The sequence below is a fragment of the Paenarthrobacter nitroguajacolicus genome, from assembly GCF_029952445.1.
GTDB classification, from domain to species: Bacteria; Actinomycetota; Actinomycetes; order Actinomycetales; family Micrococcaceae; genus Arthrobacter; species Arthrobacter nitroguajacolicus_B.
In genome coordinates, this window is sequence record NZ_JAQPPK010000009.1 from 59,130 (window position 1) to 72,050 (window position 12,921).

The 12,921-nt window shown below is 63.3% G+C and carries 14 protein-coding genes; 3 read left to right on the forward strand and 11 right to left on the reverse strand.

Going from position 1 to position 12,921, the window contains the following annotated elements:
• From rpsM to PJL15_RS08255, 4 genes are all read right to left on the reverse strand, one after another.
• Positions 1-378: a 30S ribosomal protein S13 gene (rpsM, locus tag PJL15_RS08240; protein WP_011775569.1), complete on the reverse strand. Its 378-nt coding sequence runs from the start codon at positions 376-378 to the stop codon at positions 1-3.
• Positions 379-574: 196 nt separating this feature from the next.
• A complete protein-coding gene (gene rpmJ, locus PJL15_RS08245; protein WP_011775570.1) occupies positions 575-688 on the reverse strand; it encodes a 50S ribosomal protein L36 in 114 nt (37 codons plus the stop codon).
• A gap of 71 nt (positions 689-759) precedes the next feature.
• Positions 760-981, reverse strand: a complete 222-nt coding sequence (gene infA, locus PJL15_RS08250; protein WP_011775571.1) for a translation initiation factor IF-1 — start codon at positions 979-981, stop codon at positions 760-762.
• Between the two features lie 195 nt (positions 982-1,176).
• Positions 1,177-2,121 (reverse strand): P1 family peptidase, encoded by a 945-nt coding sequence (locus PJL15_RS08255; protein ID WP_281450690.1) that lies wholly within the window; start codon positions 2,119-2,121, stop codon positions 1,177-1,179.
• A 223-nt stretch (positions 2,122-2,344) separates the two neighbouring features.
• Here PJL15_RS08255 and PJL15_RS08260 point away from each other — a divergent pair, with 223 nt between their 5' ends.
• Genes PJL15_RS08260 through PJL15_RS08270 form a run of 3 tightly spaced genes read left to right on the forward strand, consistent with a single transcriptional unit; the run spans position 2,345 to position 5,641 of the window.
• The gene (locus PJL15_RS08260) at positions 2,345-3,343 is read left to right on the forward strand and encodes a carbohydrate ABC transporter permease (protein WP_281450691.1); all 999 of its coding nucleotides are present in this window, start codon (positions 2,345-2,347) and stop codon (positions 3,341-3,343) included.
• A complete protein-coding gene (locus PJL15_RS08265; RefSeq protein WP_281450692.1) occupies positions 3,340-4,242 on the forward strand; it encodes a carbohydrate ABC transporter permease in 903 nt (300 codons plus the stop codon). The genes PJL15_RS08260 and PJL15_RS08265 overlap by 4 nt, the downstream gene beginning before the upstream one ends.
• 52 nt (positions 4,243-4,294) lie before the next feature.
• A complete protein-coding gene (locus tag PJL15_RS08270) occupies positions 4,295-5,641 on the forward strand; it encodes an ABC transporter substrate-binding protein (protein ID WP_281450693.1) in 1,347 nt (448 codons plus the stop codon).
• 74 nt (positions 5,642-5,715) lie between these two features.
• Here the strand turns inward: PJL15_RS08270 and map are convergent, their stop codons facing one another.
• The 7 genes from map to PJL15_RS08305 all read right to left on the reverse strand — a co-directional run bounded on the left by map (position 5,716) and on the right by PJL15_RS08305 (position 12,918).
• Positions 5,716-6,543, reverse strand: coding sequence for a type I methionyl aminopeptidase (map, locus tag PJL15_RS08275; RefSeq protein WP_281450694.1), 828 nt, complete (start codon positions 6,541-6,543; stop codon positions 5,716-5,718).
• 33 nt (positions 6,544-6,576) lie between these two features.
• Positions 6,577-7,488 carry an NAD-dependent epimerase/dehydratase family protein gene (locus PJL15_RS08280; protein WP_281450695.1) on the reverse strand — a complete coding sequence of 304 codons (912 nt, stop codon included), beginning with the start codon at positions 7,486-7,488 and terminating at the stop codon, positions 6,577-6,579.
• Positions 7,485-9,206, reverse strand: a complete 1,722-nt coding sequence (locus PJL15_RS08285) for a class I adenylate-forming enzyme family protein (protein ID WP_281450696.1) — start codon at positions 9,204-9,206, stop codon at positions 7,485-7,487. Before PJL15_RS08285 ends, PJL15_RS08280 begins: the two co-directional genes overlap by 4 nt.
• Positions 9,199-10,401, reverse strand: a complete 1,203-nt coding sequence (locus tag PJL15_RS08290; RefSeq protein ID WP_281450697.1) for a cytochrome P450 — start codon at positions 10,399-10,401, stop codon at positions 9,199-9,201. Before PJL15_RS08290 ends, PJL15_RS08285 begins: the two co-directional genes overlap by 8 nt.
• Entirely contained in the window at positions 10,398-11,195 is a 798-nt protein-coding gene (locus PJL15_RS08295; protein WP_281450698.1) for a glycosyltransferase family 2 protein, read from the reverse strand. The genes PJL15_RS08290 and PJL15_RS08295 overlap by 4 nt, the downstream gene beginning before the upstream one ends.
• Positions 11,192-12,235, reverse strand: coding sequence for a 3-oxoacyl-ACP synthase III family protein (locus PJL15_RS08300; RefSeq protein ID WP_281450699.1), 1,044 nt, complete (start codon positions 12,233-12,235; stop codon positions 11,192-11,194). The genes PJL15_RS08295 and PJL15_RS08300 overlap by 4 nt, the downstream gene beginning before the upstream one ends.
• Positions 12,236-12,348: 113 nt before the next feature.
• On the reverse strand, positions 12,349-12,918 hold the full coding sequence (locus PJL15_RS08305) for an adenylate kinase (RefSeq protein ID WP_175538591.1): 570 nt from the start codon (positions 12,916-12,918) through the stop codon (positions 12,349-12,351).
• Positions 12,919-12,921: the final 3 nt, after the last annotated feature.

Consider the following 12,921-nt stretch of genomic DNA (forward strand, 5'->3'; position numbering starts at 1 on the left):
TTAACGTCCGGCCTTCTTCTTGCCGGCGACGGTGCGCTTCGGGCCCTTACGGGTACGAGCGTTGGTCTTCGTACGCTGTCCGCGTACGGGCAGGCCCTTGCGGTGGCGCAGGCCTTCGTAGCTGCCGATCTCAACCTTGCGGCGGATGTCAGCGGCTACCTCGCGGCGAAGGTCACCCTCAACCTTGTAGTTGCCTTCAATGTAGTCACGCAGCTGAACCAGTTCGGCGTCAGTCAGGTCCTTGACGCGAACGTCAGCGCTGATGCCGGTGGCAGCCAGGGTTTCGTGTGCACGGGTCTTGCCCACGCCGTAGATGTAAGTAAGCGCAATTTCCAACCGCTTTTCGCGGGGAATGTCTACGCCAGCGAGACGAGCCATATTGGCGGTACTCCTTGAATAAACCGGAGGTCGTAGGCAGTACACCCACACAGTCCGTGTGGCCCCAGCCTCCGACCGGGGGTTCGCTGACCAGGCTCTGTAATGCAGTCCTGGCACAGCTTGTGCTGCCTTTATTTACTTGCGTGGGCTAGCAACCCAGGTTTGCCCTTGCGGGCGCTGATTCCCGGAAGGGGAATTAGCCCTGGCGCTGCTTGTGGCGCGGGTTCTCGCAGATCACCATGACCCGGCCGTTACGGCGGATCACTTTGCACTTGTCGCAGATCTGCTTGACGCTCGGCTTGACCTTCATGGCGTTCCTTTGCGTGTTTTGCAGTTGATCTGCTGGAGCGGCTCGGCACTATTGCCTGGCCGCCCAGCAATTTACTTGTAGCGGTAGACGATACGACCACGTGTGAGGTCGTATGGGCTCAGCTCCACCACTACCCGGTCCTCTGGGAGAATCCTGATGTAGTGCTGACGCATCTTCCCAGAGATGTGTGCGAGAACGACGTGCTTATTGGTGAGCTCAACACGAAACATCGCATTGGGCAGAGCCTCAGTCACAACGCCCTCGATCTCAATGACCCCGTCCTTCTTGGCCATATCCTCCGCTAACTGTTGTTTGCCACCGTCCTCCGGTTAGGCACCGAAGATCCAGCGGACGTTTTTTGTTTGCTTGACCGTCTTGGAACCACGACACCAAAAAGGGCGCGGCTGCACAGACAACCAACAAATAACTCTACGCCAATCAGGCTGGAAAGTTAAATCCGACCATGGTAGCGCACGTGCAGCCCGCCGTCACTCCCCCGCAGGCCGGAATGCCGGGAAGTGGCCGCCCGCCGTCGTGATGCTTTCGGCGGACGCAACGCCGTCGAGGATGGCCAGCCGGACTACTTCCGCCGCCGCACTTTGCAGGGTTATCAGCGATACCTGCCGCGCCTGCTCGGTACTGCGGTCAAGCGCGACGGCGCCCGTCGCCAAAGCGAAAACAGTGTCACCGTCCGCCAAAGTATGGGACGGATCCAAAGCCCGAGCCAGCCCGGCATGTCCAGACGACGCAGTCCGTTTGCACTCGGCAACATCAAGGACGGCATTCGTAGCGATCACCGCCAGCGTTGTGTTGAGACCTTGTGGCGGGCCTTCCGGGCCTGGCGCCCGGCCCAGCGGACCAACCACCGGCGTCCCGAGCGCGTTCACCACAGCGATCGCACCGACGACCATTCCACCGTCCAGCGTGATGGATGAAGTGCCCACTCCGCCCTTGTACTGGCCGCGGGCAATGACGGCTCCGGTGCCGGCACCCACGTTTCCGCGTTCGACGGCGGCATGGTCGCCTGAGGCGAACGCTGCGGCGGCTGCCTGGTAGCCCATGTCGGCGTCGGGCCTTGCGTGCACGTCGCCACCGCGCCCGAGGTCGAAGATGGCCGCAGCGGGAACAATCGGGACCACGGTCCCCGGGACGGCAAAGCCGCGTCCCTGTTCTTCGCACCAGCGCTGCGCACCATGAGCCGACACCAATCCGAACGCACTCCCACCGGTCAGGACAACAGCGTCCACCGTGGAAACCAACGTGGTCGGGTCCAGGGCGTCGGTCTCATGCGTTCCCGGGCCCCCGCCACGCACGTCAACCGAACCAACGGTTCCCACTGGCGGCAGGACCACCGTCACCCCGCTCAGCCACCCGTCGTCGCTCTTCTGCACGTGCCCAACCCGTATACCCGGAACATCGGTGATTGCCGTCATGGCTCCATTCTCCACCCGCGACCCGACTGCGAAACGGTAGCCGAACCTCAAATACGAACTTGAGGGGAACGCTTGGTAAACGAGCCCGGAAGTGTAAGACAACTATCGCTACGGAGGTTCATTTTGGCGTCGGCGGAGCACTCCAATGTGGTGAGCTAAGCCTGTCTTCGCCGCCCCTGGCAGGGAGCAGGCGCCCCGCATTCGCCGAAACCGTGAGTAATAGATGACTGTCCCTTTGACGCACAACAGCACCGCCGCGCCCGCTGTCCGGCCAGGCCGGGCAAATGCAACACCGCCCGACGGACCCACTGCGAAAACCAAGGCCGATCAGCCAAGACGACGCTGGTCCGGTCGCAGCCGCAAGGATTTCGTGGTGTTCCTGGCCATGGCCCTACCGAACCTGGTGTTGATTGGAACCTTCACTTATTGGCCGCTGATCAACAACATCTACTACTCCACGCTCGACTGGACGCTCGGCTCGGCCTCGGCCACGGTGGTCGGGCTGCAGAACTACGTGACGTTCTTCACCAGCGAGGACGCTTCCAAAGTCCTGGGCACCACGGCGATCTTCACCGTGCTCACCGTTGGCGGCTCCATGATCCTCGGCTTGCTGGTGGCCCTGGCCCTGAATTCGAAAGTCCGCGGCACCACATTCGCCCGTTCCGCGGTGTTCGCGCCCTATGTACTTTCCGGAGTCGGTGTGGGGCTGGTGTGGCTGTTCATCTTCGATCCCGGATACGGGGTCCTGGCCTGGATCCTTCGCGGACTCGGCCAGCAGAGCCCGCAGTGGATCAACGATCCCCAGCTCTCGCTCGTGATGGTCATCATCGTCTACGTGTGGAAGAACCTGGGCTACTGCGCCGTGGTGTTCCTGGCCGGGTTGCAGTCCCTTCCCCGGGATGTGATGGAGGCTGCGGCATTGGACGGGGCCAACAGTGTCCGGCGGTTCTTCAACATCTCCCTGCCGCTGCTCTCGCCCACCACGTTCTTCCTGCTCATCACCACCATGCTCAGCTCGCTGCAGGCATTCGACCTCATCCGCATCATGACCCCCTTGGGCAACGGAACCAGCACGCTGATTTACGAGGCGTACCTGCAGGCCTTCGGGGCCTACAACAGGGCAGGGTATTCAGCCGCGATCTCGGTGATCCTCTTCGCCATCCTGCTGGTGATCACTGTCCTCCAACTGCGGTTCGTTGAACGAAAGGTCCACTACTCATGAGCGCCCCAGCACCCGCCGTCGTGCGTGAAAACGGCCAACAGCCCGCTCCGCTGGACCGCCCCCTGTCCGCATCCAATCTCCTCCAGACAGTGGCAACGGGGTACGTCCCGCTGGTCATTGCCACGCTGGTGGTTTTCCTCCCGCTGCTGTGGATGCTCCTGAGTTCCTTCAAGCAGCCCGGCGAAATCGTCACCATGGATCTGAAGGTCCTTCCCGAATCATTGAACCTGCAGAACTACGTCACGGCGATGACCACCGTTCCGTTCGCGCAGTTCTTCGCCAACAGCCTGATCGTCACCGTGGTGGGCTCGTCAGTCAAAGTTGTCCTGGCGATCCTCACGGCCTATGCCCTGGTGTTCGTGCGCTTTCCCTTCAAGAACGGGATCTTCGTGTTGATCCTTGTGGCCCTCATGGTCCCGGCACAGGTGTCGATCCTGCCCAACTACATCCTGATTGCGGGGATGGGCGGCAAGAACACCTTGTGGGGCATCATCCTTCCCGGGCTCGGCACGGCGTTCGGCACCTTCCTCCTGCGCCAACACTTCCTGACCCTGCCGCCGTCGATCCTTGAAGCGGCAGAAATTGATGGAGCCGGGCACTGGCGCAGGCTGTGGCAGATCATCGTTCCGGTCTCCGTTCCCTCCATCGCGACTGTGGCCCTGGTGACCGTGGTCAGTGAATGGAACGACTACATCTGGCCCCTCATCATCACGGACCGGCCCGAAACGATGACGCTGCCGGTGGGCCTGACACTGCTGCAGAACTCTGAAGGCAACGGTGCCGGGTGGGGAATCCTCATGGCCGGTGCCGTCCTGGTGATCGTTCCGATCCTGCTGGTGTTCGCCGCGCTCCAGCGCTACATCGTTGCCGGGCTGACCCAAGGCAGTGTCACCGGCTGAAATTCTCCACCGCACCATTTCGCATCGAAGTACGTTATTGAGAGGAAGCATCATGCGCACCAACCTTGACCGCCGCCATTTCCTGGGACTGGCGGGCCTCGGAGCCGGAGCGGCGGCACTCGCCGCATGCGGCGGACCGTCGACGGCGGGCCCGGCGTCGGTCGTCGACACCGGACAGATCGACTTCACCGGCATCAAACCCGCAGCCTCCATCGATTTCTGGACCAACCACCCCGGCAAGTCCCAGGACGTTGAGAAGGCGATCATCGAGAAGTTCCAGGCCAAGTTCCCGGACATCAAGGTGAACCTGGTGACCGCGGGAGCCAACTATGAAGAGATCGCCCAGAAGTTCCAGACTTCCCAGGCGGCCAAGACCGGCCTGCCCGGGCTGGTTGTCCTGTCCGATGTCTGGTGGTTCCGCTACTTCTCCAACGGCAGCATCATCCCGATCGATGGCCTGGTGAAGCAGCTGGACATCAAGATCGACGACTTCCAGAAGTCACTGGTGGACGACTACAAGTACGACGACAAGCAGTGGGCCCTCCCCTACGGCCGGTCCACCCCGTTGTTCTACTACAACAAGGACCACTTCAGGGCAGCGGGCCTCCCGGACCGTGCACCGGCCACGTGGCAGGAATTCGCGGAGTGGGCGCCCAAGCTCAAGGCCACCTCCGGAGCGCAATACGCCTACATCTATCCCGCGCTGGCCGGCTATGCGGGATGGACCCTGCAGAACAACCTGTGGGGTTGGGGCGGCGCCTGGTCCAAGGGCTGGGACATCACCTGCGATTCCAAGGAATCCGTGGCAGCCCTTCAGTGGGCCCAGGACTCCATTTACAAGGATGGCTGGGCCGGAGTGTCTTCCAAGGAGGCAGCTGACGACTTCGCCGCCGGCATCACCTCGTCCACTATCTCCTCCACGGGTTCGCTCCTCGGAGTCCTGAAGGCAGCCAAGTTCAACGTGGGCGTCGGATTCCTCCCTGGCGGCCCCGAGGCCCCCAGCGGCGTTTGCCCCACCGGCGGTGCGGGCCTGGGCATCCCCAGTGGCATCACCAAGGAAGAACAGCTTGCCGCCGCAACGTTCCTCAAGTTCATGACTGAACCGGAGAACACCGCGGCTTTCTCCGCCGCCACTGGCTACATGCCCACCAGGCTCTCGGCCGACATGTCCGCAGTCCTCGCGGCCACGCCGCAGATCAAGACAGCCATGGACCAGCTCGCTGCCACCAAGGTCCAGGACAACGCCCGGGTGTTCCTGCCGGGCGCAGATCAGGAAATGGCCAAGTCCGCAGCGAAAATCCTCACGCAGCAGGGCGATGTCCAGGCCACCATGACCGAGCTGAAGAAGACGCTTGAAGGCATCTACACCAAGGACGTCAAACCGAAGCTGAAGTCCTGACCCTTTACTACACACCCTCTAAGACAAACGAAGAGCGGAGCTACTTGGGTAGCTCCGCTCTTCTTTTGCAGCTGTTACGGGATCGGGACAGGCACGACGCCGAGCGGCACCAACTGCTCCGCGCCGCCATCGGGGGCCGACAGCACCCAGATGCCCTTTTCGTGCACGGCCACAGAGTGCTCCCACTGGCAGGAGCGCTTGCCGTCGGTAGTGACAACTGTCCAGTCGTCGTCGAGGGTCGCAGTTTCGATATCACCGCGAACCAGCATGGGCTCGATCGCCAGGCAAAGTCCCGGCCGGATCTTGGGACCGCGGTGGCTGGTCCGGTAGTTCAGGACATCCGGTGCCATGTGCATCTCGGAACCGATGCCGTGGCCAACGTAGTCCTCCAGGATGCCCAGGGGTTTGCCGGGGACCGAGGATACGTAATCATCGATCGCATTGCCGATGTCCCCCACGAACTTCCCTTTCGCCAGGGCCGCGATTCCCCGCCACATGGCGGCCTCGGTGACGTCCGAAAGACGCTGGTCTTCGGGGTCCGCGGCGCCTACTATGACTGTCCGCGCCGAGTCGGAGTGCCAGCCGTCAACGATGCAGCCGCCGTCGATGGAGATGATGTCGCCGTCCTGAAGTACGCGCCCGCCGGGGATGCCGTGGACCACTTCCTCGTTGACGGAAGTGCAGATGGTGGCAGGAAACCCGTGATACCCGAGGAAGTTGGACTTGGCTCCGGCGTCGTTGAGGACAGCCGCAAAAACATCATCCAGGTCTTTCGTGGTGACGCCGGGCTTGGCAGCCGCAACGGCAGCGTCCAATGCACTGCTCAGGACAAGCCCGGCCTGGTGCATCGTGCGCATCTGCTCGTTGCTCTTATATTCAATGCGGGGCTGACCGAACGCCATGTTCTCCTCTGGAAGGTTTGCGGTTGGGACCGATCAGGCCCCATGCTTCAACCATTTTCCCGCATCGGAGACCGTGGTCGAAATTGGCTTGATTCCCAGCTCGTTGCGCAGGCGGTCCAAACGGTAGGTCCGCTCCTTGCCGACCTGGCTCACGGCGTAGCGGGTCAGCCTCGGAGTCTGGCCCGTGAGGCGTGAAGTTGTCTCTGAAACAGCCGCGACCGCCATTGCCGCAGGTTCCGGAAGATAGGCGATCGGGACGTTGCTGTGGCCTGAAACGTCCAGGACCTGGCGCAGTATGGCCCCCAGCTCCACCGGTTCGGCATCCGCCACGTTCACAGCTCCCCGCACCGTTGATTGGCAGGCAGCCAGGACGGCCTCAACCAAATTCTCCAGGTGCGTCAGTTGATGCTTCACCCCGGGGTGCCCCACGCTCACCAGACGGCCTCCGTGGATGTTGCCCACCAGCCGTGGCAAAAGGGTCCTGTCCCCCGGGCCGTAGACACCATGGGGACGCAGGGCCACGGCATTGCCGTGCCTTCTGGCTTCCACGTCGGCGAGCGCCTTGCTGCGTCCATAGGCGTTGAGGTGGCGGAAAGCCACGTCCTCCTCGGCCCGGTCCACGCATGCCTCCCACCAGGGATAGACGCTGGAACTCGAGAGGTGCACCAGGCGCGTACCGGCGAAAGCTTCGGCTACGGCCCTGGTCCCCAGGACGTTTGCCCGGTGGAAGGTTGCACCATCTCCCCAGTCGGCCACGTGGGCGGCAGCGTGGACAACGGCGTCCACCTGCGGGATCCGAGCCGGCGGCAGACCCGCCAGGTCCCAGTAGCGCAGGCCCCTTCCCGGACGGCGGGCAAAACGGATCACGTCCCAACCACGGGCTTCGGCAGCGGTGGCCACAGCTCCACCAATGAACCCGGTGGCGCCTGTTACTGCGATCTTCATGTGGCTTTCCTCTGGGCAGATTGCCCAGCGAACATCTTCCGCAGTGCAACCCGGTCAGGTTTGCGATGCCTCCCCGTGGACGGAATGGCCTCCAGTACCTCGATATGGTCCGGAAGCGCTGACTCGTCGATGATCCTGGGTAATTCCCTGGCCAGCCGGGACTCCAGCGCAGCGGCAGGCTCATCCGGATCGGGGACGACTGCCAGCCACACGGCTTCGTCTCCAATGCTGTCCGGAACTCCGACCATGACCGCCTGCCGTACGCCGTGCACAGCGGAGATCACTGGCTCATACAAGGCTGGATAGATGTTGGTCTTCCCCCGGATGATCATGTCTTTCTTTCGCCCGATCATGACCAGCCGGGGCACGCCCGATGACCCATGGTCCAGCCGCACCAGGTCCCCGGTGGCGTGCTCCACCATGGGGTCTTCGCCCAAATAGCCGTGGCACATGTTCGGACCGCGGGCGAACAGTTCGTGGTCGGCTGCTACCCAGATTCCGACGGCGGGCAGCGGTTCCCCGAGGAAGTCACCTTCGCCGCTGCCATCGGGAGCGGTGAACTCCGCTTCGGCCCCGGAGGCGAAGGCCAGTTTCTCCCGACCGTCTGCGATCGCAATGGGAAGCACCTCGGTCATGCCGTAGATGAGTTTGAAGCCGACGCCAGGCAGGAGCTTCATGGCCCGTTGCAGGAACGGTGCAAGTATGGGCGCGGCCCCAAGCATTATTGTCCTCAGCGTTCCGGGGAGCGTCACGGAGCCGTCTTCGATGGCATCCAGGATAGGGGCCAGTTGCGAGGGCACCAGGAAAAGGTGGGTCGCGGCGTCGTAGGCTGTCTCTTTACCGGCCACGGCGCCCAACTCGCCAGCGAGACGCAGCGGGTCTATGTGCGCAGAGAAACCGTAGCCTGGCATGGTCCAGTGCGCCCCGGCAATCAGGGCCGGAAGTCCCATCATGAGTTGTTCGGAATGGATCCGGTCGCCCTCACCGAACGTGCATCGCGTGGACAGCTGCCCGAAGCCGGCGGCAAGCGAGCCCCTGGTGTGGATGACCCCTTTGGGCGATCCGGTGGTGCCTGAGGTGAAGATGATTACGGCTTCCTGCCCGGTCACCTTCCCAGTTGCGCGGTCGGCTTCCTGTCGCTGGGCCATCGGTGCCGCAAGGCGCTTCACAGGTGAGGCGCCACGCGGGACGCCGGGCAGCCATGGTCCTGAGTAATAGTGGCGGACATCCATGGCACCGTAATCGGGGAGGAGCAGCCCGCGGCCCCGGGCAATCGGACGAAGCGGGCTTCGCGCACTCAGGGCATACAGGAGCGATTCGGATGCGGCCCAGCGCGGCGCAGCCAGCTCCGCCCTGTCCCGGAAGAGCGAAGGCCCGATGCCGGGATCGATAAACACCACGGAGCCACCTGCCCGGACAGCTCCAAGGGCCAGGATGAAGGCTTCCGGACTGGGGCGGACCGAGAAGAGCATCCGCTCCCCTGTTCCGAATCCGTCATCCTGCAGTCGACGCGCTGTGGCCTCAATGCCATCCACCAACCGGCGGTAGGTCACGGTACGGCCGGGCCGGACGCCGTCATTTCCGCGCCTGGCCCACGGAGGCTGCCTTCTGCCCGGAGCTGTGATGGCGGGACGGTCAGGAACCCTTTCCGCTGCTGCGTAGACGGCGGTGATCAGGTCCATGGTGATCAACGGTTGTTCGGTGGTCTCCTCAGGCATTGGCCAGCTCCAACTTCCTGTACCCGGGAATCAACACGCCCCTGCTGACGTGGCGCCCGGCGATGTGCCAGGGCCGTTGGGCATAGAGGTCCAGCAGCAGGTCCAGCGTCGTATTGATTTCGGCCATGGCAAGCGGCATGCCGATGCAGAAGTGCGGACCGGCGCCAAACCAGAGTTGGCGTGCCTGCTGTGGAGTTGCCTGGGACGGATCAAAGCCGCCAAGGCTCTTGGCTGCGTGAATGGTTGAGAGCAGGATCCGGTCTCCGGCGCGAACCTTGGTGCCTCCGATTGCCCCGTCTGCCACTGCGTCCCTCAGCATCATGGGTGAGGGGACGGTGAAGCGTAAGGCCTCGTTGACCGCGGCCGGAACTGCGGACCGGTCGCCGGCCAGTTCGCTGAGGCGCCCGCTGTCAGCCAGCAAGGCCACCAACCTGGGCACGAACGACACCAGCGTTTCGGTGCCCACCATGACGAACGCACTGATGATGCCCATGGCCTCGTCCTCGGACATCCCCAGTTCACGCAGCCTGCCGGGGAAGGTGTCGGGATCGCTTTCCCTGTAGGCCGTCCGGACAGGTCCGGCCAAAATCGCGACGGCGGACTTCCCTTTGGCCACTTGCCGTTCAGTGAGTGTAGGCCGGCCCAGGCGGACAAGGGACGAGATGGAGGACCCGAGATCGAAAAGCTCCCTGTCAGCCAGCCTTCCCGGAGCATCCTCAGGTACCCCGAGCAGCCGGGAAATGACGCCACCGGCCAGTTCCTTGACGCAGTCCACAAGGTCCACCCGGCCATGCGCTTCAAACCCGGCATGAACACGATTCTTCAGCACGACCGCCGCCGGTTCGACGATGCCTTCAACAGAACGGGGAGTGAAGAGGTCCCCGAGACGCCGGCGCAGCAACCTATGCTCCTCGCCGTCCATATTCACCAGTGCTTTGCGCCCGACAACCGGAGTCCACAGCGCCCCCGAGCCCGAAGGTCCGTTCTTCACGAAGAGTTCCTGGTTCATCAACACCTCACGCACCAGGCCCGCTTCGCTGACCAGCACCCCTACCCCAGGGAGCCTCAGCACAGGACGCAATCCACCCAATCCACGGATGACGGGATACAGCACCGGGTGGGCTCCGAGATGGACACGGCGCTCCCAACGCTCAGCCGTGTTCTGCCGGCTGCCCACGGCAAGTACGGCCGTCACCGGATGTCCACGTGTTCAGGCCGGTACCGGTGGTCCGCGTACCACGCGAGCGTGTTCTTCAATCCCCATGCCTTCACCCGGCGGGAGGAACCGAACACCACCACGTCGCGTCGCAGTGCGTAGTTCCGGGTCAGCTTTCGCACCCGGTTGGATAAAGCGCGGTCCTCGTGGAGGTCTTCGATTTTGGTTCTGGGGAAACCGCCTGAGCGGTGGTACATCTCTGCCGTGATGGCCATGTTGCAGCCGGGAAGCATCTGGTACGGGCCAAGGTAGCCCTCGCCCTTGTTGCCGGGGCGGATACGACCAAAGAAGGAAGCCACTTCGACGGCGAACAACATCATGAGCCGTTCACGGGAAGTGATCCCTTCGTCTTCGCGGGGATTCAATTGGCCCGCCACCAGCTCCAGGCCGTCGTCGAAAGCGGCCATGATGCGGGCAGTCCAGTCCGGAGCGGCCAGGCAGTCGGCATCAGTGCGGGCCAGCCATCGAGCCCCGTGCTCCACCCCAAAGACCATGCCGGTGTCAGCCGCGGCGCCGGTTCCCTTTTCGGCTTCGTGCACCAACCTGATGTCCATCGCGGGATGTTCTGCTGAGAACTCCTCCACAATGGCGCAGCTGCGGTCGGTGGAGCCGTTATCCACCACCACCACGGTGAAGTCCTGGAACGACTGGGCGGCCAGGGAATGCAGTGCCTGCCGGACAAGCTTCTCTTCGTTGAGCATCGGCATGGCGATGCACAAGGGCCGGGTGGGCGCCTGGCTCGCAGGTCCGTTGCCCTGTTCCAGCGGGCTCACAGCCTCACCACCGCCATCCCGAGGCTCACGCCACCACCCAATCCGACCAACGCCACGAGATCACCGGGGCCAGCCCGGCCGCTGTCAACAGCGAGCTTCAACTGCAGCGGGAGGCTGACCGAGGCGAGGTTGCCAAAGTCCTCCACGGAATGGACCAGCAGTTCAGCGGGCACCCCGGCGCCTTCGGCGAAGATCTGCCTGTACGGGGCACTGACCTGGTGCACGCACACCACAGCGAAATCCGTCCAGGCAAGGCCCAAACGTGCGAGTGTCTCGTCAAGGATCCCGGAGCCCAGGTCCAGGAAAGCATCCTTGAGCTTTTCTCCGTCCATGCTGAAGTAGCTGGCCTCCGGATCACGGGGAAACGCCGAACCACCGGCTGCCAAGGTCCCTACGGACCAGTGGCTGCTGCGCGCCGTAAAGGCTGTGGCCAGGATCGCTGCAGCGCCCTCTGCCGCAGCGGCGGGCTCTTCCACGGCCTCGAGCAACACCGCAGCGCCGCCGTCGCTCATGGTGTACCCGGGAAAGCTGGAGGCAAAAGTCTGGAAATCCGGTACCGACCACCGCACCGCCCTGGAAGGCGACTCCCCGGTGGCCACCAGAACCCGGGCGTAGCGTCCGCCGCCGATCAAGGCGTCAGCAACTTCCATGCCGTTAAGGAAGCTGTTGCAGGCATTCTTGACATCCATCACGGGACAGGAGAGCCCCAACTTCGCCGCAACCATGTGCCCAGTAGCCGGCTCCACCATGTCCTGGCTGGCGGAGGCGAAGATGAGCAGGTCCACGTCCGGAGCCTGGAGCCCGCATTCCGCCAGGACCTTCCCGGCAGCGTTGGCCGCCAGGTCCGAGGCCTGCTCCGTCTCGGCCATGACACTCCGGGACCGGATTCCTGTCACCCTGCCAATGAGGCCGTTCGGGACCCTGAAACCGGGGCTGTTGTCAGCTATGCGGCGTTCGACGGCGGCGGTGTCCAGCCGCGTAGGTGGCAGGTAGACCTCCAGCCCCGAAATCCGGCTACGTCCCGACAGAGCTGTGTGCATTCGCGTTTCCCCCAAGAAAGTGCCGCGTCAACGAAAAAGGGTGTGTCCCGCACCTTATGGTACGGGACACACCCTTCACTCAAGCTCCGGTGGAACCGGCTATGTGGAAAACCCTAGACGGCCTTGGCCGACTCGATGGCCGTGAGCACGCGGTCGGTAACTTCATCGATACCGCCGATGCCATCCACCTGCGTGAGGATGCCACGTTCGGCATACTTCGCCACAACGGCTTCGGTCTGCTCGTGGTACAGGTCAAGACGGTGACGGATCACGGTCTCGTTGTCGTCCGAGCGGCCGGTCTCCTTGGCACGTCCCAGGAGCCGGGCTACCAGTTCTTCGTCGTCGGCGGTCAGCTGGAGCACTACGTCGAGCTCCTGCTCACCCTCGGCGAGGATCTGGTCCAGGTAGTCAACCTGCGCGGTGGTGCGCGGGTAACCGTCCAGGAGGAAGCCGTTCTCGACGTCGCTCTGGCCCAGCCGGTCCCGAACCATGTTGTTCGTGACGCTGTCCGGAACGAAGTCGCCGGCATCCATGTACTTCTTGGCTTCGATGCCCAAAGGGGTTTCGCCCTTTACGTTGGCACGGAAGATGTCGCCGGTGGAGATGGCGACTACGCCGAGGCGCTCGGAAATCCGCTCGGCCTGTGTACCCTTGCCCGAACCGGGAGGTCCAATGATCAGCATTCT